Source organism: Dermatophilaceae bacterium Sec6.4, from assembly GCA_039636865.1.
In the GTDB taxonomy this organism is placed as follows: domain Bacteria; phylum Actinomycetota; class Actinomycetes; order Actinomycetales; family Dermatophilaceae; genus Allobranchiibius.
Window position 1 is genome coordinate 1637592 of sequence record CP144172.1, and the last position, 21496, is coordinate 1659087.

Genomic DNA, 21496 nt, shown 5'->3' on the forward strand with positions numbered 1-21496 from the left:
GGATTTCAACCGCGTCAAGGTGAACATCGGATGAACGCCGAAGGTCCGTTGCGTTCCCGCAGGTCACGGCGTTTGGTCGGGACCAAGGTAACTGGACGCCGCGCCCAGGTGCACCTCACACTGTCGCTATGAGCCCACACGCCCAAGAGCTCGTGATCCTGGTGCTGGTCGTCGTGACGGCTCTGGGTTTCGATTTCACCAACGGTTTTCACGACACGGGCAACGCGATGGCGACCTCGATCGCGACCGGTGCGTTGCGGCCGAAGACAGCGGTTGCGTTGTCGGCGAGCCTGAACCTGGTCGGAGCGTTCTTGTCCGTGCAGGTCGCCACGACGGTGACCACCAGCGTGCTGAAGATCCAGCAGTCCAGCTCCGGGGCGTTGGTCAGCGGCATCGACAAGGAGGGCGCGCTGATGATCATCTTCGCGGGCCTGGTCGGCGGCATCCTGTGGAACCTGTTCACCTGGCTGCTCGGGCTTCCCTCCAGTTCCTCCCACGCCTTGTTCGGCGGCCTGATCGGCGCCGGAATCGCCTCGGGCGGCCTGGGCAGGGTCAACTGGGACGGGTTGTTCGCCAAGGTGCTGCTGCCCGCGCTCGCCTCGCCGTTCGTTGCCGGACTGGTCGCAGTGCTGGGCACTTTCCTCATTTATACGATCACCCGCCCCGCCGATCACCGCGGTAAGAACAAGTCGTTCAAGTGGGGGCAGATCGCGACGGCCTCGCTGGTGTCGTTGGCGCATGGCACCGGCGACGCGCAGAAGACGATGGGTGTCATCGCGCTCGCGTTGATCGCGCACGGCAGCCTCACCACCGACAGCATCGTGGCCAACGGGCTGCCACCGTGGATCATCCTCAGTTGCGGCGTCGCGATCGCGCTGGGTACCTACCTGGGCGGTTGGCGGGTCATCCGCACGCTTGGTAAGGGTCTGATCGAGATCGACGCGCCGCAGGGGATGGCGGCCCAGGCCTCATCGGCCGCGATCATCCTGACGTCCAGCCACTTCGGGATGGCGTTGTCCACCACCCACGTCGCCTCCGGTTCGATCATGGGTGCGGGAGTGGGCCGCCCGGGCGCGAAGGTGCGCTGGGCAGTGGCCGGCCGGATGGCGTCGGGCTGGGTGATGACGCTGCCGTGCGCCGGTGCGATCGGCGCGATCTGCTACGCGGTGGCCCACCTTGCCGGTGGGTTGCTCGGCGCCGGCCTCATCTTCGTCGCGCTCGTGGCGATCTCCGCGGTGATCTTCGCCCGCAGCCGCCGCGATGCCGTACACGCGCATAACGTCAACGACCACTGGGACACCAAGCCAGCAAAGGCGACGCCGAAGACAAAGGGCAAGTCAAAGGCGACAGCGACGTCGAAGACCACAGCGACAGTGACACCTGCAGCGAAGGCGAACACCAGGTCGTTGTCCAAGGATTCGCGATGATCACCACTGCTACTTTCACTGCGCTCCTGAGGGTGCTCGTTGTGGGGCTGATCTTCGGCGCCGGGCTACCCGCGCTTTTCGCAGTCGGCGTTCGGCTGTTGGCGGTCGGTCACGGCGCGCCAGGGGATACCGACCCTGCCGGTGTTGCGACCCGGTCCCACCCGGCCGCCCTGGGCGTCGCCTACACCTTGTTCGCAGCTATTGCGGTGGTGGTGTTCCTCGGTGTTCTGTGGATCACCAAGGACAGCCTCAGGCACTACCTGGGGATCGAGGTCTTCTGATGGAGCGGCCGATATTTCTGGCCGGGCTCGTGGCGTGGTTGCGGGCCGGATACCCCGACGGTGTGCCCGAGAACGACTATCTCCCGCTCTTTGCGCTGCTGCGTCGCCAGTTGTCCGACGACGAAGTGAAACAGGTCGCTCGCCAACTCATCTCCGGTGCCCGTAAAGCTGGCGACGATCCGGCGATCTCGCGGGTCGACGTCGGAGTGCTCATCAGCCGGTACACCAACGGGATGCCCGCCCTGGGGGATCTGGAACGGGTACAGCGACGTCTGAAGAAAAAGGGCTGGCCGCTGCAGGACGCCGGCTGAGCCGCTCGAGACCGGTGGTCGGTCCGGTCGTCGCCCTTATAGTTTGACCACCATGCCCACGCCGCTGTCCGAGGTCGACATTCCGATGCCGATCAGGTTGTCGTTGGCGCATGCAGTGGTGGACCACCTCGCGCGGCAGGCCAAAGTCGATCTGCTGCATATCAAGGGCCAGGCGCTCGACCCCGTGCTTCGCTACGAAGACCGCAGGAGCTCAGACGTCGACATCCTGGTTCATCCGACCCAGGTCGATGCGCTGGTGGCGGTATTGATCACCGCAGGGTTTGAGGTCCGCACCCATTTTGAAACCGGCTCGATCTTCCGTCATGCCGCCAATCTGCATCACCCGCACTGGGGGTGGGTCGATGTGCATCGCTCGTTTCCGGGGATCGGCATCCCGCCCGCGTCGGCGTTCCAGCAACTGTGGGAGCACCGGTGCGCCAGCACGATCGCTGCCCAGGAGTTGGCTGTGCCGGCGTTGCTGGATCAGGCGTTGATCCTGGTCCTGCATGCTGCGCGCGACAGTGGCGCTGGAAAGCCAGATGTCGATCATCTGCGCCAGACGTTGTCCGAGCAGCAGTGGGCAACGGTGGTGCGCAGGTCGCAAGAGCTACATGCCGAGGTGGCCTTTGCGGCCGCCACGGGCGACTTGGACGATTTCCGCGATCGGCCCGAGCACGATCTGTGGGAGGTGGCCTCGCAAGGGGGCACCCGGTCTCAGGAGTGGCGAGCGCGGGTGCGCGCGGCCCCGAGTGTGCGGGAGAAGGCGCGGATCGTCGCCGAGGCGTTCTCGCCCAACGACGACCACCTGCGGATGCGGCTGGGTCATGAGCCGTCGGCGAGCGAGCGGCGTCGGGCCTACCTGAGCCGGCCGCTGGTGGCATTGGGTGAGTTGAAATCGCTCGTTGCGAGTCGGCGTGACCGGCGGGCAGCCCGGAGATGAACGAGATTGCGCCTTCCTATGCCGTCCCGCCGCGCGTCGCGTGGATGACCGACGAGCGCGATGGGCAGCTGCGGGTGTACCTCACGACGATGGACGACCTGCAGGCGGTGGTCCTGGAGGGCGCGGCGGCGGTGATCTGGCAGACAGCGCGCCAGGCCCCGGGCGCCGACATCACGTCACAGGTCGCCGATTTCATCGGTGAGCCGGCGGATTCGGTGCGCGGCGCGGTGACTCATTTTCTTGCTCAATTGGTTGAAGGCAGCCTGCTGGAGCCTTTACGCACGAAAGATTGAGCAGTAACAGGTAGCATGCACCCTGCCAAGAGGGGATCTTCAGTCATGCGCTGGCAGGCCCCACCCCTAAGCAAGGATTCGAAGATCACGTGACCGTCGTCGATTTCATCCGGATTGTTCGCGCCAACTGGCAGATTCTTATTGCGGCCGTGGTGGTGTGCATCGTGGCGGCGTTCGCGTATGAGTCCACACTCCCCGTGACGTATGCATCGACGGCGTCCGGTTTCGTGCAGGTAGGTGGCTCCTCCAACCTGGCCGACTCGATCAACGGCACGCAGGTCGCGCAGCAGAAGGCGCAGGCCTACAGCGAACTGGTGAACTCCTATCCAGTGGCGCAGGAAGTAGCTACAACGACCGGTATTCCAGTGGGTCGTGTTGCGGGCAACATCACCGCCACTGCCTCAACCGTTGGTGCATTGATCACGGTGACCGCGACCTGCAGTACGGCCTCGGACTGCCCCAAGATCGCCAACGCCGCGTTGGCCGCGACCGCAGCCACCGTCAAGAAAGTCGAGAATGCCGGTGGTGGGGCACCCTCCATTATCCGCGTGGTGCCACTTCAGGTAGCCGGCGGACAGGGCGCTCGCGTCAGCCCTAGTGTCAAGAAATATCTGGCGGGCGGACTCGTCGTGGGCCTAGTCCTGGGCGGACTGCTTGCTGCGCTGCGCGTGATGCTCGACCAGAAGCTACGCACCGTCAAAGATGTCGAAGACATCACCGGGGCGGGGACCCTCGGCATCCTGCCGAAGACCCCGGCGTTGAAGGGTGACTCCCGCCGCGACGCCGACCCGCACTCGCACGCCGGCGAGGCGTTGCGCCAGCTGCGTACCAACCTGCGGTTCGTCAACGTCGACAACCCGCCCCGGGCGATCGTCGTGACCAGCCCGAACCCGGGTGAGGGCAAGTCGACTGTCGCGGCGATGCTGGCGCGGGTGCTGGCCGATGCCGGCACCGACACCGTGTTGATCGATGCCGACCTGCGGCGTCCGACCGTCTCGGATGTCTACGACATCGACGGGTCGGTAGGTCTTTCGCAAGTCCTGGCCGGTGATGTGGAGCTGAAGGACGCGTTACAGAAGGTCACCACCGAGCGCTTGCTCGTGCTGCCCGCAGGGCGGGTACCCCCGAACCCTTCAGAGTTGGTCGGGTCGGAGCGGATGCGCGCGTTGATAGAGACCCTGCGCGAAACGCACATAGTCATCATTGACGCGCCACCGATCCTGCCGGTGACTGACGCAGGTCTGCTCGCCCACGCGGCCGACGGAGTGCTGCTGGTGACGGTGCAGGGCAAGACGACCAAAGACCACCTGCAGGTCTCAGTGGGTGCGCTGGAGCGCATCAACGCGCGTCTGCTGGGCTCGGTCATCAACCGAGCTTCCGCTAAGGGCCTCGGGTCGGCCTACTACGGGTACGGCTACGGCGGCTACTCCAGCGAAAGCGGGGACGCAGACCAGTCGCGTCGTGCGAAGCAGAAGGGCAAGGGTCGCGCGAAGGTATGACCTTCGGCGAGAAGTCACCACGTTCACCGTGAGGTGATCTCGGTGACTTTCTCGCGCAGGCGAGCGGCGAAGCGCTCCTCAGCGAAGGTCGCGGCATGCTCGATGACGGTTTCCTTGGTGAGCGTCGACCCGATGAAGTGGTCGATTGCCTGTGAGATCAACGCGGCCGTGGGCTCATCGAAGAACACCCCCGTTTCGCCCTCCCGCACCGTGTCGAGGAACCCGCCGGCACGTAACGCAATAGCGGGCGTGCCGTAGGAGGCCGCTTCCAGGATCGTCAGCCCGAAATCTTCGTGGCTGGCCGCCATCAGCACTTGCGCGTGGGCGTAACACCACCGCAGCTGTGCATCCGGCAGGTGGTGCGCGAAGCGAACGTTGGGCGGGGCCTGGCGGATGAGTTGCTCGCGCATCGGCCCGTCGCCGACGATCAGCAGCTGCTCCGCGCGGCCGGTGTAAGCCGCCAGCACACGGTCGACGTTCTTGTAGGGCAGCAGCCGGGCCACCAGCAGGTGGAACGGCCCGTCCGGGGCGTCCTGCGGGCGCTCCAAAGGTGCGGTGGCATCGATACCTGACGGCGGGTGCAGCAGCTCGGACGCGAGGCCGTAGACGTCGTTAATCCGCGTCTGCACCACGGTGGAATTAGCCCAGTAATGGTCTGCACGTCCTGCGGCGCGGCGATCCCAGCGAATCAGTGGTGCTTTCAACGCGAGCGCAGCGATGCCGCGGGGACTGCGCCTGGCTGATCTGCCGACGTACTGGTCGGTGAGGTAGAGCCACCGCGCGGGGGAGTGGCAGTAGACGAGCATCTTCCCCTCCGTGCGAAAGCCGTGCGCCCAACCGCTGGAGGAGGCGATCACCACATCAGCGGGTATGCGGATCCGATTAGCGGCACTTGCCAGCAACGGAAGCGCAGCTCGGTGCCCTCGTCGCAGTGGCGCGACCTTGTTGAGAAGGGAGGTGATGACCTGCGCATCCTTGAACTCCGGAAAGGTCGTCTCGGGGGAGTAGAGCGTCGTATAGATCTTTGCGTCAGGGAAGGTCCGGTGCATGGCCAGCACGACCCTCTCGGCTCCACCTCGTTGCGTGAGGTAATCGTGAGCAATCGCTACGATCGGCTGCTGAGCACTCATACCGTTGGTCTCTCGTTCGCTGTAATGGATACGAGGCCAAATTCCTGCAGGATCTGCAAAAAACGAGTCCGTCCAGCCGCGGGGGAGAATTCATCGGCCCATCGATGTGCAGCATTGTCGAGCATGCCTACAAATCCATCCGGGTCCGCCTCCCGAAAGCTCGAGGCCGCCTCGATGGCATCAGCGAGCGACTCGGGGTCACCGGCGCGTGCTACAAACGGATGGTCTGGCCCGGCGACCTCGGGAAGTCCTCCCGAATCGCTTACGACAAACGCGACCCGAGCCGACATAGCTTCTGCGGCGACCAATCCGAAGGGCTCGCGGACAGTGCTGGGGAACACAGCCAGGTCGATACTGCAGAAGAAGTCGGCACGGTCCACCCAGCCGAGCTGCTCGACAAGGTGGACCACTGGGAGCAGGGCAGCGTCAATGGCCACGGAGTCTGCGGAAGGGGCGAATCGCGCATCACCAGCCATCCGCAAGATGAATCGCCCCGCTTTACGGTCTTCGAGGATTTTCAGAGCCTGCAGCAGCACGTCGACCCCCTTTGCGCAGGTGATCCGGCCCAGGTAACCGAGGATCATCGGTGAACCCTGAGAGTCGGGGCGTGCCGTCACCTCCAGGGGTGAGGTCCAGTTCAACATGACGCGCGACGTCGGCAATAGGTCGGCCATGGCCTGGGAGGGCACGAGAGTGCATCGGGCCCGGATGGCGGCTACCCGAGCGGTAGCGACGTGCTTCCAGGTGGGCAACTGATGGATATGAGCTACTCGTCTGCGGCGGCCGGTGGTCGCCAGCGCCGGCGCCAGACCGTTGCACCACAGGACGTCCGAGCTCCCTCGCAGCAGCCTCCTCAGTGATCGGGCTTGTTGGAGCCGAGTAATGCCCTCGAACTGCAGGACGATAAATCCTTCCGCGCGTGCTGCGTCGACAATTTCTGGAGGGTACTTCGGTGCAATCACCCGGACATCGACGTCCGCTCCGCGAGCCAGTCGGGCCATCTCCAACAACATGACTTCACCACCCCCGATATCGCCGTTGTTCGCAATCAGGGCCAAGCCTGCCGGGAACGGGTTACTATACCGGTTCATGCGTGGGCAAGCTTATCGCTCCAAACGATCTGTTGGGATAGATCGGCGTCCTGATTAACAGACTCGGGGTCGGATAAGCCACCATTCATCCGGCGTCTACTTACTGCGATATGCCTAAGGGCGACGCCGACGGCCAGCATAACAGGCGGGGCAAGAAATACTTCTCCCAAACTGATTGCACACACGAGAGGTCCGATCAACGACGCTTCAACCCACCTGTTGCGGTATTCGCGGGGTAGCCTCAGCAGGGCGAAGAGGCTTAGCGTGATCAGAAGAACCACGAGCCCAAGCAGAATCCACCCCCCCTCCGCTCGAAGTGCTTCGTATGAATTGTGAAAGAAGAACGTCTCTCCTTGGACCGTAGTTTGGGCGGTTCCCGCACCATTTCCGGTCAAGGGGTGGATTTGGACTGACGCTTGAGCTGCCTCGTCGATTCTTTGGCGAAGGGCGTCGCTGCCCTCTCGTCCAGCAAACGCGCCTGCCGTGAAGTCACTCTGCGGCAACGTCGTTACGTACCAGATAAGTACACCAATAACGGCGAGGCGAATCCATGTTGGAATTCGCTCGCCGGCAGTGACCCAGATTCCCACGATGAGCAGTCCGAACAGCGAAGTTCTTGAAAGCGTGCCGACAACTCCCACAATGCAGAATATGCCGATTAAGGCCCGCGTCCGGTTCGTCCGAGAGTAGGCAATCGCAATTGCGCCGAGCGCAAGAATGCACATTCCAGCATTGTTGGGGTCACCCCAGCCCCCGGTAAGACGTCCCGGGTAGCTGGAACGGCTGAAGGTTGCGTAGGCCCACGCGGTTCCAGCGATGACAGCGACCGCAGCACCTCGTGCAATTGAGATCACGCAGACCCGTCCTGAGGAGATGACCAGAATCAGAAGTGCTTCCATCCCGATGTTGACCACCCGCTTCGTGCCGTTCACCCCGTTGAGGGCGGTGGTGATTGCCATCCAGATCGGGATAGCGAGGGTCAGCCAAACGCCCCAGTTCGGGCGCAAGAGCCCGCGAATGGGCCTGACGAAAGATGAGATCATGACGAGCGCGCCGAGGAGTAACGACGCAATCGGGATCGTCGTGCCTGCCTGGGTCTTATCCGCGCCGAGGGTCGCTATCACCAGAAAAACGGGGATCGTCGTCGAGATGACAGCCGGGTTATCCAACCTTTGCAGCGTGTCAACCCCGTGCAGCACTTTGGGTTGCCGATGTTCGAGAGTTATGCGGTCGGGTGTGATCATGCGTGCCGCTTTCGAGTGGGTGTGGTTCGAGAGCATCGGGGCACTGATGCCTCGCCGACACTACCGCTCACGAGCCGATGGTCTGAACTTGGAAGGGTCGGGAGGACCAGAGGTCGATCTAACCGACTGCATGTTGGCTCTCCGGGCTGGACCTGCCGCGAGACCTCCACGCGCCGTTCACTCTGCGCTGCACCTTGACAGCAAGCGCGTGCGTTCCAGCGGCGCACAGTAGGGCTGCTGGAACAGCCGCCCACCACATATGCGCTGGCGTTGTGTCGAGCGCTCGCTCGAACCATAAAAAGATTGGATAATGCCAGAGGTAGAGCTCGTAACTTATGGCACCTAAATAAGCGACAGGTGCCCACCCGAGCGCTTTCCCGAGCGTAGACGTCTTCGCCGATGCGACTCCGCGGATGGTCAAAATGGAACCCAAAGCAACGACTGGGAATGCAATCGACCACTGAGACTGATTCGCGCCAACGGCAGTCCCGCTCGCAATTAAGATGAGTCCGAAACTCGTCAGAAAGCCGGGTTGTGAGACTTTCGGTAGATGCCTGTGTGCAAACGCGTATGCGCATCCGGCGGAGATCCCGGCCACCCGCAGAAGGCTGATCTCCGTACCGTCGAGCAATAAGATCGCATATGTGCTGTAAAGAAAGATTGTAATTAGGGCAAGCGCGAATGAAGACTGCTTCCAAGACCATCGTCTATTCATCATAAAGATGAGCGTCGCTGGCCACGCGAGATAAAAGTATTCCTCCAAAGCGAGGGTCCACGTGTAATCGTATACGCCGTCCAGGTGCAGTAGGAGTCGCGTGAACGGGGTCAGATAGAGGAAGGCCGACGCCGTCGCGAGGAAGTAACCTTTCTCTGTTGTTCCGGAGATGAGGAGAAGCGCGGTAGCTCCGATCAGCACGATCGCGAGGGCGGGAACAAGGCGGGCAAATCTGCGTACGTAAAACCGTGGAAGGTCCAGCTGTCCAGTTTGACTCCGCTCTTGAATCAACAGTGTGGTGATGAGAAATCCGGACAGCACGAAGAAGACGTCCACTCCGTCGTTTCCACCAGCAAATGCCCCAAGGTGTAGGTGATAAAGGATGACCAAGCCGATGGCTACCGCCCGCAGGCCATCCAGTGCGGGTACGAATCCCAACTTCGTGAGGGTCGGGGTCGACTTTACTGCCGATAAGGGCGGTGACGGCATGCTGTCCTTTCAATGCCTACCGAGCTGACCTATGACGGCTGGCCTCGGGCAGACGGGTTTAATCCGACTATTTTCGACGGTGGCAGGCTACCGACTCAAGCATCGTCGGCGCGACTCGCGCGGTACGATCCTTCGCGAGCCGGATGCCGAACTGCCATTCTGAACGAAATTTCCGCGAAAGGTGCAACATGCCAATGAGCGTTATGAACCGACGCAGGTCCGTCGCGAACACGCCTGGGGTGTCAAAAGTTCTGCTTCAGCCGCGTGTTCGCTCAACGGCCGCGAAGGTAGGCTTCTGTCCCGGTTCGTGCGAGCTGCTCTTGTAACCACGACACCAGGGCGCGTTGTGTTGGGCGAGGTTCTACACCGCGGTGAGACGCGAATATAAAACTCGCTCGTCTGGAGTTGCAGTAGTGATGCAACACGGTAGCGATCTGGAAGCGTTATCGGAGTTGTTTGCTACGAAGGAGTACGAGCCGCCGGCTGAGTTAGCCGCCCGGCTGAATCTACCTGGCTTGCGGGTCCTTCACATCGGTGCCAACGTCGGTATCTTCAGTGTCTGGGCAGCCGGATGATTCGAAAAATGCCCGATCACCGCCTTCGAGTCGAGCGACGAGAATTTGCCTGCACTGCGTCAGTGGGTAAGGGAAGCAAAAAGCTCCGCTGAATTGATTGCAGCGTGCGCGATGACCCACGACGATCCGGTGCGATTTCGCGAGGGTGCAGGGTCAAGAGCGCAAATCGTCGACGATTCGGACACGAGAGCAGAGGACGTCGAGCATGACGGTGTTGATGTCTTTCCCTTTATGCACAGAGCAGATTCGGCCCAAGATCGACATCGAGGGTGGAGAGTGGTCTATCTTGGCCGATCCACGGTTTGCTGAGCTCGACCACCTGGTCATCGCCATGGAGTAGCACCGGTTCCTGGCTCCGTCGCTACCAGCGCGATTGGCGGCGGTTGAGCTGATGGCAGCGGCCGGTTTCGCGACGGGTCACGGCGAGGGCAACTACTGGGGGCACGGCGCTCTGTGGGCCTGGAAGGGCTAGTCCACCGAGATCTGAGCAGAATATGCGCTTGAGATCGCACTGGACATCTGTTTGCATGTCAGCCACGTGCCCAACGTGGGCCTGACCAACACCGATGTCGCCTGCTGTACGACTGTGTGCACGATTTCTTGTACGTCTATGGAATCAACGAGACAGCGACTGGGCAGGATTTCAGAGTTACCCCCTACCGGGCTCGCCACTACCCCCACGCCTGCTGCAACAGCGTCCAGCAGTGTGTACGAGCAGTTCTCCCAAACCGACAGCTGCACAACAACGTCGCACGTGGCGAGTGCCTCCGACGGTTCAACGATGCCCGGGAAGTTGACCTTGTTGGCGATACCAAGATTCGCCGTTAGTTTTCGTAATGGCTGTTCGAGCTCGCCCTCGCCAGCAACGGTCAACCGCGCACCGGGGTGGTCGCGCACGAGCACGGCGAATGCCTCCAGAAGCGCGTCAATCCGTTTCTCGGGCGCGAGCCTGCAAAGCGACAAGACGTGCGGATCGGAGGTCGGGGGGCGGTTGTTGCGCTCGGCCGGGGGGTTCACTCCGTTCAGGATGACCGTGATCGGCGCAGTGGTGTGCCAGTTGGTCCGCATGGTTTCGGCGGTGGATTGACATACCGCAATCAGCGCATCGGCCCGATGCAGCCGGGCCTGATGCACGCGACGCATGATCCGTGCTTTGCGGTTGCTGCCCTGGTAGATCTGGTCGTCTGCCGCGATTCCGTGCTCGGTGCTGATCCGCTTCACACCAGGCATCGGGGTGAGCGCGGCGACGATGTCGGCGTACGCCAGGTGGGTGTGCACGACGGCTGGTCGCAGCGTCCTGCAGACGCGCCGCAAGGTGCGGATGGAGGTAGTGAGGCCGGCCGCGGGACCGAAGGCATCGGCGACAACTGCGACGCCGATCTCTTCCAACGCGGTTACCAGCGGGCCTGGGGGAGCGAGCACGACGACGCGCCAGCCTGGGATTCCGGCGCCCAACGCGTCCAGTGTGTGTCGAGCGACGCCGGCAAGGTTGCTGACCGGAAGCACCCACAGCGCGAGCGGCTCAACGGCCGTCGCGTTGTGGGGTGGTGTTCCTGCGCTCAGAACCATGCCTCTAGGCGGTCCAGGGCCACCCAGAATCCTTCGCCCTGACCGACGTGTCCTTGCCAGATCTCGGGGATGAATGCGGCGTGTGGTGCCATTCTGTCGAGTTGGGTCGCCAGTGATGCCCAGTCGACTTCACCGTCGGAGATCTGTACCCCTTCCCCGTCGACACCCGTTGCGTCCACCAGGTGCAGGTGCTCGGTGTGCGGCGCCAACAAGTCGATGTACTCACTGAACGGGCGGCCGGCGAAGTTTGCTGCCAGCTTGGTATGCGAAATGTCCAGGGTGAGCTTGCGGTCGTACTTCTCGGCGAACGCGGCGGTATCGCGCGCGTCCAGGAACAGGTTGTGGAACTGCTGCCCGCCCATCAGCCAGGGGTAGGGCGGCAGGGTCTGCGCGGTCAGGCGGACCCCGGCCTCATCGACCTTGTCCAGCCCTTCGGCGATGCGGGCGTACATCCGGTCCCGCTGGGACGGGTCGACGTGCGCATCGGCGGTGAATCCGCCGAGGGTGGCCACGATCAGTGGGTCCTGCACACAGGTGAAGTGCGGGCGCAGCGATTTGGTAATGTCGATGACGCGTTGCAGTTCGGTGATCGAGCGGTCCCAGATTGCCGGGTCTTCACTGGCGAAATTGAGGATGAAGTCACCGCTGAACAAGTCGGGGGTGTGGGTGGTGAAGAAGTACGGCGCGGGATCAGCATCTTCGGGGAAGATCTCGCTCAGGTCCAGATCGAGATCCTTGTAACTGAAATGGAATTCAACGAAGTCGGCGTTGGAGCCGCTGACCAGTGAACGGAAGTCGTGGTACCGCACCGGGAGACCCCACGGCCGCCGGTAGGAGAAGACGCGCCGGTCGATCTGAGCAACGCCGAGGTCGCCGTCGTAGAAGAAGTCGCCCTCCGTGATGCTGCGCCGCGAGGTGCGGCCGATCAGCTTGGGCAGTGAGTTGGGCTGTAGGCCACGCCCTGGGCTTTTGATCGTCACGTCCTCAGTGGTGATGACCTCGCCGACACTGATCGCGCGCGTGGCCACGAGGCTCTTGGCGAGCGTGACGCGGTTCATCATTTCCCCGGTCGACACCTGGCGCGGCTCCGCTGTACCCAGTGCTTCCTCGACCTCGCGGATCCGGCTGACCATCTCAGCGAACTGCTGCGGGAGCAGCGACACCTTGTGGTCGTTGCCCTCCAGGGAACGGTCCATGGTGAAGTGCTTCTCCACGATGTGCGCGCCGCGGGCCACGGCCGCGATCGGCACGTGGTAACCGCGCTCGTGGCCGGAGTAGCCGACGACGCACTGGCCGATCTCGGCGAGCCGGTCCATGTAGGCGAGGTTGACGTCCTTGAAGGGCGCGGGGTACGTCGACTGGCAGTGCAGCATCGCGAAACTGACGCCCGTGGAGCGCACCAGAGCGGCGCTCTCTCGGATCTCGTCCTCGCGCGACATGCCCGTTGACATCACCAGCGGAATGCCGTAACCCGCTGCTTCACGCAGCAGCGCGTGATTGGTCAGGTCGGCCGAAGCGATCTTCAAGCCAGGGATTCCGTAGGCGGCCAGCGCCTTGACGCTCGGGCTATCCCACGGGGTGCACATCACGTCGATGCCGCGGTCGCGACAGTGATCGAAGACCACGCAGAGCTGGTCGGCATCGAGCGCGAACTTCGCGAGCAGATCCAGCGTGTACTGAGCACCCAGGTCCTCCCCGGCCGTCGAACCCTGGGGGCCGCGATACAGGGCTGCCATGTCGCGTAATTGGAACTTGACGGCGTCCGCGCCCGCATCGGCGGCCAGATCGACCAGTTCCTTGGCGAGGTCGATCGAGCCCTGGTGATTGTTGCCGATCTCGGCGATCAGGAACGACGGGTGACCCGGTCCGATCGCGTGCCGGCCGATGCGCATCTCATCGGCCCGGTCGATCGCGATCGCGACCAGGCGCTGCTGTTCGTCCACCAGCGGCAGGTGGGTGACGCCGGGTCTGAAGCCGGCCCGCATCGTGGCAGTGGGGGTGCCGAAGCGGGCGCTGGCGACATCGCGGTGGGCGGCCTGCACCGCAGCGGTCTGCAGGTCCGCATTGGGGTTCGCGACGATCCAGCGGCGGAAGTCACCATCGGACAGCGAACCCTCCAGCTGCCCGTGCGCGCCGACACAGAAGACGATGCGTTCCTTGTTGTCGCTGATCTTGCCCAGCGCGCGGACGATCGGATCTTCGGAGAAGACGATGTACGGCGCGATGTTGCGTTCGATGATCATTGGTTGCTCCCGGCTGCACTGCTGTGGTCTGAGGTGACGCTGCCTGACGTAGTGCCGCGCTCGGCGATGCGGCGCAGCTCATGGGCTGCGAGGCGCAGGTCGTGCTCCGTGTCGATGTCGATGCCTTCGACTTCGTCCATCACGAAGAGTTCGACACGCCCGCCGAGACGGTTGTTCTGCTCGGCATACACCCAGGGTCGGGTGATGTAGAGCGAGCCGGTCTCGCGGTAGCGCATCTGTAGCGGCGAAAGATCCTGGCGGCGGGGCCGAGCAGCTACCTCATAGTCCGCGCGCGGGGCCGCGCCACTATCGCCCGCCCACCAGAAGAACGGGGCGAAGGGCACAACGCCGACAAGGGAGTCAGCTCCGGATGCCTGGAACTGTGCCATGGCGCGATCGAGGGTGCCGGGCAACCGCAGCGGCGAGGTTGCCTGCAGCAGCATCACGGCCTCCGGCGGTGACCCATGCGCGACGCGGTGGGCGATGGCGTGCTGGACGACGGGCTCAGTCGGGGTGGCGTCCTGGGCAAGCTCGGGCGGGCGCAGGAAGGGCACATCGGCGCCGGCAGTCCGTGCGATCTCAGCGATGCGTTCGTCGTCGGTTGAGACCAGCACGTGCAGGCCGTCAACAGCGAGAGCCTGCTCGATGGTCCAGACGACCAGCGGTCGACCTTCTACCTCGCGGAGGTTTTTGCCGGGCACACCTTTTGAGCCGCCCCGCACGGGGATCACACAGAGGGTTTTCACCCATTGTTCCTTCCAATGACATCCATCACCGCTGCGCGGATTGCGGCCGCCGGATCAGCGCCGGTCCAAGGAGCCGGCGTGGGCTCTTCGCCCCACTGCTTCATGCCGTAGCGGTCCCAAAACTCTGCGAGCCACATCGGCGCCTCAGGGTAGTGGACGAACGAGGGCACCCCTCGCACAGCGGCTTCCAGCACGCCGGTCGAGAACGCAGCCACGACGGGACCGTTGTGCTCACGTAGGGGAGTCCCGCGGCGGTCGATGGTGATTCCGCGCCGTTCCCACAGCGCGTGCTGGGCGCGCGAGAGTTTGTCGATCTCGGAGGGATGCGGTCGGTAGGTCGCGTTGTTGTCGCGACAGAAGGTGAAGGCGGCGCGGGCCATCCCTCGTCGCGGGAGCTCGGCGCCATGCAACTGCCCGAGGTAGGCGGGCGGGCGGTCGCGGCCTGCGGTGGCAGCGGGGGAGGCCGCAGCGTCAGCCAGCAGCTGCGAACCCACAACGGTCGCAGAGACATCGTCGCGCCCGCTAGCCCAGAACTCAGCATCGGCAGCAGACCAGGCAAGAAGGTGAGCATGCTCGGGCAACGGCGGTTGAAACGGTGTCAATAGACCGTGCTGAACGATCAATTGGGCATGTTCGGTCTCCTCCGCCCAACAATGTGCAACAAAACCAGCGGATTCGTAGTGACCATGGGAGATCACCGCGCGCACCCCGGGCAGTAGCACTTTCATCGACTCGAGGGTTACCGACTGCGGGACCCGCCGCATGCCGGGGCGGGGCTTCGCGGTCGGGCGTTCGCTCAATGTGGCAGTCGCGAGGTCGTTGAGGGGACTGAGTAACCGGTCGGCCTTCGGTCCGTCTACGACGTCAAGGGCGACCAAGAGTTGAGCGGGAACGTCTGTGGGCAGTTCGAGAATCAGTTGCTGTGACGTGGCGCGGTGACGAAGCTGACGGGCGCGATTGAGGAGTTGGTGCTGCGATGTCTGCCACTGGGACCAGGACTGCAGGTCATGCGGATGGTTCAGCCCCACAACGACTCCAGGATTGTTACGCGATGGTCGAAAGTGTGCTCGGCGAGAGTGCGAGCGCGGGAGCGCTCACGCAGCGTGTTGCCCCACGTCGGCTCACGGACTGCGCGGGCGCTCTGCTCGGCGAGTTCGTCGGATGATGAGAAGGCAAGAACTTCGGTGCCGATCTCGTAAAGGTCAGCGACATCGGTCCGATCCACGATCTGTACCCCACCGGTTCCGGCTGCTTCGAAGGTTCGCATGGTGAATCCGTCTTGATCACCGTGCAGGTTCAGAGTTGCCGCGCTGCCGGCCATTACGCCATATGCCTCGGCTCGGGTGAGGGTGGGCCCCGACGGCAGATCGCAGGGGTGAATAGTGTGCGTGCGTAGGCGATCGCTCACCTTGCGTGACCAGTCCCGCCCGTACACGCGCACCGGAATGCCCTGGTCGCGCAGGTCGGAAAGTGAGCGTTCTCGATTGGGGTACCGCGCGCCGATGAAGGTGACAGCCTTCTGCGGCTGGGCAGCGAATTGGGTGCGGTGGTCAAACGCCAACGGAAGATGACGTGCGCCGTACGTCTCTGCATCAGCTGCGCTGTAGGTCGCGAGGGGCCCGATTGAGCTCAAACCAGACTCGGTGTACTGGGTGCGACGTACTTCGTCGTAGAGCCACGTCACTCGGGGCAATCGTCGCTCGTCGAGCAATTGCCAGAAAGCGTCTTCGAGCAGATCGCCCTTGACAATCACCACCGCCTGTGGATCCGTGGCCCGCAGCGCGCAAATCGCACGATCCGTCACCGCACTGCGTAACCGGCTGGGCACCAACGAGTCGGGTAGGTCGTGCAGCAGTTTGTTGCCTATTCGCGAACCCAAGGTCGGGGCCACGTCGTAGACGTGCGTTGTGACGTAGTGACCACGTGCGGTCAGCGCACCCTGAATCGCCTGCCAGTATCCGTGGAATCCCGGACTCACCAGCAGCACGCGGCGAGAGGTCACGAGGTCAGTCCGCGGTCCCGTAGCTCGTCCAATGCGACGTCCCACGAGCTGGAGTCTGCGCCTTGCTGGCCCCAGGAAGATCGGACGAAGTCCGCGACGGCGTCGGGAGTGCTCCATCGGGGCTCAGGTGCTCCGAGCGAGCGGCCGCGCGTCAGGTCAGCGCAGGCGTCCTGGATGTCGCCGGCCCGATGCACGTCGACGTGCACGATGTCGACCTTCGAGCCGAGCGTTGCTGCGACGGAGTAGTCGGCGAGCTGGCGCAATGAGGTGCGCACCCCGCTACCGCTGTTTAGCACGCGTGCTCCCTCACCGGCCTCGCTCGGATGCGTGATGGCCCAGGCGATGAGGGCGGTCAGGTCGGTGACGTGCACGAAGTCGCGCGTCGCCGATCCATCGCCATAGACAGAGATATCGCGCCCCTCCTTGAGACAAGCGAGGAAGGCCGCAAGAACGCCGGTATATGGGTTGTGTAGTGCCTGCCCTGCGCCGATGACGTTCTGCGGCCGCAGGATCGTCACTGGCACCGCGCCTGCGACTTCGGCCGCGATTGCATCTTCGCCTTCGGACTTCGTCTCGCCGTACACGGATACAGGACGATGTGGGTCGTCTTCATGGGAGGACACCGGCGAGGAGCCATCTCGAGCGACACCGTCGTAGGTGCGGGCCCCGTCAGGTTCGGCACGCGCGCCCTCTCCGTAGACCGCGCGTGAACTCACCGCGATCAGGGGCACGTTCCGGCGGACCGCCTCACGCGCTGCGAGCCGGGTGCCTCCCACGTTTACCTGCCGGTAGCGGTCCTGCTGGTACATCGACTGGCCCGTGCCGGTCTCGGCGGCCAAATGCACGATGACGTCGGTGCGACCGCACCGTGCCCACGTGTCGGGGTCGCAAACGTCGCCGACGACGACCTCGCCAGGGAAACGCTCTCGCGCAGCTTTCGGGTCCATGTGCACCTGTTCGCTCAGCAGGTCCAGCGCCATGAGTTCATGTCCTGCGGCGCTCAGGGTTGTTGCGAGGTGCTGCCCGATGAACCCAACTCCACCAGTGATCAGGACCTTCATCGCAGCCAACTCACTCGCCGAACGGCGGTGTGGTTGATGAGGGCGCGGAAAAATGGCATGCCGCACGATACCGCGATAGACCGAAATGAGCTTCAGTCCAAATTGATGATGTAATTCTTTCCTATGGATGACAACCCGGAGCGCACGTCGCTCGGCGTCGATCAGCGAGGTCTGGGCAGCAAAGCCGTTCGAGGAGCGGTATCCACGGTCTCGGGGCAGGCCATCCGAATGCTGTTGCAGATCGGCTCGGTTATCATCCTCGCCAGGTTACTGACCCCTCAAGATTATGGGCTCGTCGCGATGGTACTGGCTGTGATTGGCGTCGGTGAAATTCTTCGCGACTGCGGGTTGTCGCCAGCTGCGATTCAAGCTGAGCATCTATCTCGTAAAATGCAGTCCAACCTATTCTGGGTAAATTCAGCAATCGGTTTTGTATTGACGATCATTTGCGCGGCAAGCGCTCCTCTGATCGCGTACTTCTACGGTCGCTCAGCACTCGTCTTCATCACGTTGGCGTTTGCGCCTACTTTTCTACTGTCGGGCTTAGGCACTCAGTACCGAGCTGACCTGACTCGCCGTATGAAGTTCAAGACCCTCGCCATCACGGACGTAGGCTCAGCCGCGCTGGCTCTACTGATCGGAATCGTAACAGCGGCTATGGGGGCGGGATACTGGGCTCTCGTCATGCAACAGGTGTCGGCGGGCGTAATATCACTAGTGATAACTGGGTATGCGGCAGGTTGGTGGCCGACGCGATACGATAAAGATGAGAATGTGATGCCCTTTATCCGATTCGGCATCTCAGTTCTTTCGACGCAGGTCATCACTTATGCGACAGCTAATATCGACTCGGTGCTTATCGGCAGGCTTTACGGAGCGGTCTCGGCAGGTCTTTACAATCGTGGTGTCCAACTTGTGCGCATGCCTCTGAGGCAAGCCAGTGCACCGTTCGCTACCGTCGCCTTACCCGTGTTGGCGCGAGTGCGAAATGACAGGCCACGCCTCCTGCGGACACTTGAATCAGCGCAGATCGCCGTAGGATATCCGGTGCTTCTCGTAGTGGGTGTTGTTGTTGCCACCAGTAAACAATCGGTAACGCTCGCCTTGGGATCTCAATGGGTTGGCGCGGCTCCTATCGTCGCTTTCATTGCGATTGGTGAGGCTGTTTCAGTTGTCGGCACTGTGTCTTATTGGGCCTTTTTAACGCTCGACATCACTGACGAATTACTGCGATACACCATCTACTCGTCGATAGTGCGGGCAGCAATGTTGGTGGTTGGGAGTTTCTTCGGAGTCGTGTGGGTGGCGGCAGCTTATGCGGCATCCCAGGTGCTCTTTCTGCCGTTTACCTTCTGGCGCATTCAGGTCGCGTCGGGCCTACGCACGCGGGGGCTATTGTTTAACGCCGCGCGAATATTCGCCGTAGCGTCAATCGGCAGTTTGGCGGCCGCCCTCGTGGTTCGCGCGACGCCGCTAAGCCAGATCGAGACTATTCTCTTAGCTCTGCTCACACAGCTGGCGGTCACGATGGTCTTGATCTTCATCCCGCCTGTTCGCCGAGACCTCCAGCAGATGAGCGGACTCATGCGCATGCTTCGATCCAAGACAGGAACGTGAAGACGGTGACGCCTGACCCAGGCGCTGAGGTGGCAGCTTTTGCGTATTACCTACCGCAGTTTTACCCGCTTGAGCTGAACTCGACGTGGTGGGGCGAGGGCTTCACTGAGTGGAACTCAGTGTTGCGTGCTCATCGGGGCTGGCGTTCGCCGGAGAGCACTTTAACCGCCCCGTCTGAGCTTGGTTTCTATGACCTGCGAGCACCGCACACTCGAGAGCGTCAGGGTGAGCTCGCAGCGCTCGCTGGATTATCGGCGCTTTGTGTTTACCACTATTACTCCGCCGGTTCACGCCTCTTGCCAGAGGTAGAAGACGCCATCATGGCAGACGGGAAGCCAGATTTCCCGTTCTTTTTCGGCTGGGCCAACCATGACTGGACGCTTGCTTGGAAGGGCCGCCCGCAAGACGTCATCGTCAAGCAGGAATATGACGAACATCTCAACGATGACCACATCACGCGCATCGTCGATTCGTTCGCTGACTCCCGCTACTTCATGGTGAATGGTCGACACGTTGTACTCGTGTACAACCCCCTTCAGGTGCCGGAGTATCTTGCTGTCTTCAGGAAGTGGCGGCAGTTCGCAGCATCCCGAGGCTACGGTTTGTATCTTGTTGGAGCCGCTGCTCGCTTAGGCGTGCCTGCTGCGGAAGCAGCTGGGTTGGATTGCTGGGTGCAAGGCACGGGTGAGACGTTCGCCGTGCCATCGAGAGTCGCCCAGGCCCGTGCCTCCCTGCGCACCCCAGCACGAGCGCTACGTCATTACCGGCACCGAGATCGGTTTTTTCCGTACTCGGAACTCCTAGACAAACTAAACAAAGATTATTTCCGATATCCCGAGGGCACCATCCCGCTCGTCATCAGCGGATGGAACAACACGGGCCGGCGCACTCGCCGCGCGTCCTACACTGACGTGACCCCGGGCGGTCTGAGCGAAGCTATCCGCCGCGCGGTGGCTGTCGCGCCCCCGCAGGGTGAAGGCGACGGTGCTCGGCGCCTGGTGGCCATTAACGCTTGGAATGAGTGGGGCGAGGGAATGACGCTCGAGCCCTCCGTCCAATGGGGTCGCCAGATGATCGAGGCCTGTGCGCGTTCACTTGGGCATGTCACTTGAGTAAAAACGTTATCACTGTCATAAAAAGCTCGTGTCTATTCTGATGACTCACCGAAGGGAATCGGGTGTACCCAGCCTCGCAAGCGATCGTGGCGTATCAGCGTCCGATCAACTGGTCAGTGGTTCCACTGGTGGTCTCGTCTAAGTATGTTGCGGCTCGGCAATAGTCCGAAACTTCGGAAGGCTCAACTAGCAAAGGTGAAACCTCACGTGTCTAAGATCAAGTCAGAGAAGACGTCCAACAGGCGCCGAATACCGACGCGGAGCCAAGTCGATCGAAAGGTATCAAACGCGGTTTCGCGGGTTTTACCTGCAGCTTATGCTTCAGTAACCGGCGTAACTGATCAGTGCACAGTTCTTACCTTCGACGACGGTCCCACTCCCGGTGTCACGGAGAAACTTCTGGAAGTGCTCGATGAATTTAGCGTCACGGCGTCATTCTTCATGTTAACCGGGCGAGCGATTCGCAGCCCAGCGATGGTAACCTCCGTCGTTTCCTCCGGGCACCACATCGCGCTGCACGGGCCTGACCACCGCTACAATCCTGGCTTCGGCTTCCGGGACTCCCTTAAGCGCCTTGAGGCTGCAAAGGCACAACTAGAGGATCTGAGTCAGACGGCCATTGAATACTATCGGCCACCTTATGGCGCGCAGTCCCCATCTAATCTTCGTGCGGTAGCCCATCTTGGAATGCGCTCGGTACTGTGGGGTCCAAGCTTCATGGATTGGGTTGATGTGCCAAATGAGGAGCGCTTGGCATCGAGCGCTAGTCGAGCACCTCGTGGTCAAGGCGACATCGTGCTTGCTCATGATGGATTCGCATGCGAGGCCGATGGCGTTGATGATGGCCCCGAGCCTGATGTTGACCGGCCGGCCCTCTTAGGCGATTTCCTTGCGCGATGTGTCGCTGATGACCGTCAAGCGATGTCCTTGCGAGATGCGCTGGATACCGGCCACAAACTCATACTTACACCTAGATTAACCACCATCGGTCGAGTTTGGGGGATGTCTAAGGTGCCCATCAAAAGTGTGTGACCTGGACTCCCGCAGAGACTCCACCAGTAGCCGGGAACTGCTTCGTGCGACCGCGAGCGCCACATTAATTATGAAGTCTGGAGGGCGAGCACACTGTCTACAATCTGGCAATATTT

19 protein-coding genes are annotated in these 21496 nt (G+C 62.3%); 9 read left to right on the plus strand and 10 right to left on the minus strand.

Features of this window, described 5'->3' with window-relative positions:
• Positions 1-128: 128 nt before the first annotated feature.
• From V3G39_07990 to V3G39_08015, 6 genes are all read left to right on the plus strand, one after another.
• Positions 129-1427, plus strand: coding sequence for an inorganic phosphate transporter (locus V3G39_07990; GenBank protein XAS77959.1), 1299 nt, complete (start codon positions 129-131; stop codon positions 1425-1427).
• A complete protein-coding gene (locus V3G39_07995) occupies positions 1424-1708 on the plus strand; it encodes a hypothetical protein (protein ID XAS77960.1) in 285 nt (94 codons plus the stop codon). Before V3G39_07990 ends, V3G39_07995 begins: the two co-directional genes overlap by 4 nt.
• Positions 1708-2019 carry a DUF3349 domain-containing protein gene (locus V3G39_08000; GenBank protein XAS77961.1) on the plus strand — a complete coding sequence of 104 codons (312 nt, stop codon included), beginning with the start codon at positions 1708-1710 and terminating at the stop codon, positions 2017-2019. The genes V3G39_07995 and V3G39_08000 overlap by 1 nt, the downstream gene beginning before the upstream one ends.
• A gap of 52 nt (positions 2020-2071) precedes the next feature.
• Positions 2072-2959 (plus strand): nucleotidyltransferase family protein, encoded by an 888-nt coding sequence (locus tag V3G39_08005; protein XAS77962.1) that lies wholly within the window; start codon positions 2072-2074, stop codon positions 2957-2959.
• Positions 2956-3252, plus strand: coding sequence for a hypothetical protein (locus tag V3G39_08010; protein XAS77963.1), 297 nt, complete (start codon positions 2956-2958; stop codon positions 3250-3252). Before V3G39_08005 ends, V3G39_08010 begins: the two co-directional genes overlap by 4 nt.
• An 89-nt stretch (positions 3253-3341) precedes the next feature.
• Entirely contained in the window at positions 3342-4751 is a 1410-nt protein-coding gene (locus tag V3G39_08015) for a polysaccharide biosynthesis tyrosine autokinase (protein XAS77964.1), read from the plus strand.
• A gap of 23 nt (positions 4752-4774) precedes the next feature.
• On the opposite strand, the gene V3G39_08020 is transcribed toward V3G39_08015, so the two are convergent.
• The 10 genes from V3G39_08020 to V3G39_08065 all read right to left on the minus strand — a co-directional run bounded on the left by V3G39_08020 (position 4775) and on the right by V3G39_08065 (position 17616).
• Positions 4775-5881 carry a glycosyltransferase gene (locus V3G39_08020; GenBank protein ID XAS77965.1) on the minus strand — a complete coding sequence of 369 codons (1107 nt, stop codon included), beginning with the start codon at positions 5879-5881 and terminating at the stop codon, positions 4775-4777.
• Positions 5878-6972 (minus strand): glycosyltransferase family 4 protein, encoded by a 1095-nt coding sequence (locus tag V3G39_08025; GenBank protein XAS77966.1) that lies wholly within the window; start codon positions 6970-6972, stop codon positions 5878-5880. Before V3G39_08025 ends, V3G39_08020 begins: the two co-directional genes overlap by 4 nt.
• Positions 6969-8216 (minus strand): hypothetical protein, encoded by a 1248-nt coding sequence (locus V3G39_08030; protein ID XAS77967.1) that lies wholly within the window; start codon positions 8214-8216, stop codon positions 6969-6971. The genes V3G39_08025 and V3G39_08030 overlap by 4 nt, the downstream gene beginning before the upstream one ends.
• Positions 8217-8334: 118 nt before the next feature.
• Positions 8335-9369 carry an acyltransferase gene (locus V3G39_08035; protein ID XAS77968.1) on the minus strand — a complete coding sequence of 345 codons (1035 nt, stop codon included), beginning with the start codon at positions 9367-9369 and terminating at the stop codon, positions 8335-8337.
• Between the two features lie 1094 nt (positions 9370-10463).
• Positions 10464-11564 (minus strand): glycosyltransferase, encoded by a 1101-nt coding sequence (locus tag V3G39_08040; GenBank protein XAS77969.1) that lies wholly within the window; start codon positions 11562-11564, stop codon positions 10464-10466.
• The gene (locus V3G39_08045) at positions 11555-13807 is read right to left on the minus strand and encodes an N-acetylneuraminate synthase family protein (protein ID XAS77970.1); all 2253 of its coding nucleotides are present in this window, start codon (positions 13805-13807) and stop codon (positions 11555-11557) included. The genes V3G39_08040 and V3G39_08045 overlap by 10 nt, the downstream gene beginning before the upstream one ends.
• A complete protein-coding gene (locus tag V3G39_08050; protein XAS77971.1) occupies positions 13804-14553 on the minus strand; it encodes an acylneuraminate cytidylyltransferase family protein in 750 nt (249 codons plus the stop codon). The genes V3G39_08045 and V3G39_08050 overlap by 4 nt, the downstream gene beginning before the upstream one ends.
• Positions 14550-15581, minus strand: coding sequence for an RNA-binding protein (locus tag V3G39_08055; protein ID XAS77972.1), 1032 nt, complete (start codon positions 15579-15581; stop codon positions 14550-14552). The genes V3G39_08050 and V3G39_08055 overlap by 4 nt, the downstream gene beginning before the upstream one ends.
• Complete coding sequence (locus V3G39_08060) at positions 15572-16555, minus strand: glycosyltransferase (protein XAS77973.1); 984 nt, start codon at positions 16553-16555, stop codon at positions 15572-15574. Before V3G39_08060 ends, V3G39_08055 begins: the two co-directional genes overlap by 10 nt.
• The gene (locus V3G39_08065; GenBank protein ID XAS77974.1) at positions 16552-17616 is read right to left on the minus strand and encodes an NAD(P)-dependent oxidoreductase; all 1065 of its coding nucleotides are present in this window, start codon (positions 17614-17616) and stop codon (positions 16552-16554) included. Before V3G39_08065 ends, V3G39_08060 begins: the two co-directional genes overlap by 4 nt.
• Positions 17617-17739: 123 nt before the next feature.
• On the opposite strand from V3G39_08065, the gene V3G39_08070 reads away from it, so the two are divergent.
• The 3 genes from V3G39_08070 (at position 17740) to V3G39_08080 (ending at position 21380) form a co-directional block, all read left to right on the plus strand.
• Entirely contained in the window at positions 17740-19233 is a 1494-nt protein-coding gene (locus V3G39_08070; protein XAS77975.1) for a lipopolysaccharide biosynthesis protein, read from the plus strand.
• Positions 19230-20345 (plus strand): glycoside hydrolase family 99-like domain-containing protein, encoded by a 1116-nt coding sequence (locus V3G39_08075; protein ID XAS77976.1) that lies wholly within the window; start codon positions 19230-19232, stop codon positions 20343-20345. The genes V3G39_08070 and V3G39_08075 overlap by 4 nt, the downstream gene beginning before the upstream one ends.
• Before the next feature lie 210 nt (positions 20346-20555).
• Complete coding sequence (locus V3G39_08080) at positions 20556-21380, plus strand: polysaccharide deacetylase family protein (GenBank protein XAS77977.1); 825 nt, start codon at positions 20556-20558, stop codon at positions 21378-21380.
• Positions 21381-21496: the final 116 nt, after the last annotated feature.

What these genes read in the sequence shown, in the direction of transcription:
- V3G39_07990 (XAS77959.1), top strand. Translation starts at nt 129, where the DNA reads ATGAGCCCACACGCCCAAGAGCTCGTGATCCTGGTGCTGGTCGTCGTG.
- V3G39_07995 (XAS77960.1), top strand. Translation starts at nt 1,424, where the DNA reads ATGATCACCACTGCTACTTTCACTGCGCTCCTGAGGGTGCTCGTTGTG.
- V3G39_08000 (XAS77961.1), top strand. Translation starts at nt 1,708, where the DNA reads ATGGAGCGGCCGATATTTCTGGCCGGGCTCGTGGCGTGGTTGCGGGCC.
- V3G39_08005 (XAS77962.1), top strand. Translation starts at nt 2,072, where the DNA reads ATGCCCACGCCGCTGTCCGAGGTCGACATTCCGATGCCGATCAGGTTG.
- V3G39_08010 (XAS77963.1), top strand. Translation starts at nt 2,956, where the DNA reads ATGAACGAGATTGCGCCTTCCTATGCCGTCCCGCCGCGCGTCGCGTGG.
- V3G39_08020 (XAS77965.1), bottom strand. Translation starts at nt 5,881, where the DNA reads ATGAGTGCTCAGCAGCCGATCGTAGCGATTGCTCACGATTACCTCACG.
- V3G39_08025 (XAS77966.1), bottom strand. Translation starts at nt 6,972, where the DNA reads ATGAACCGGTATAGTAACCCGTTCCCGGCAGGCTTGGCCCTGATTGCG.
- V3G39_08030 (XAS77967.1), bottom strand. Translation starts at nt 8,216, where the DNA reads ATGATCACACCCGACCGCATAACTCTCGAACATCGGCAACCCAAAGTG.
- V3G39_08040 (XAS77969.1), bottom strand. Translation starts at nt 11,564, where the DNA reads ATGGTTCTGAGCGCAGGAACACCACCCCACAACGCGACGGCCGTTGAG.
- V3G39_08045 (XAS77970.1), bottom strand. Translation starts at nt 13,807, where the DNA reads ATGATCATCGAACGCAACATCGCGCCGTACATCGTCTTCTCCGAAGAT.
- V3G39_08065 (XAS77974.1), bottom strand. Translation starts at nt 17,616, where the DNA reads ATGAAGGTCCTGATCACTGGTGGAGTTGGGTTCATCGGGCAGCACCTC.
- V3G39_08070 (XAS77975.1), top strand. Translation starts at nt 17,740, where the DNA reads ATGGATGACAACCCGGAGCGCACGTCGCTCGGCGTCGATCAGCGAGGT.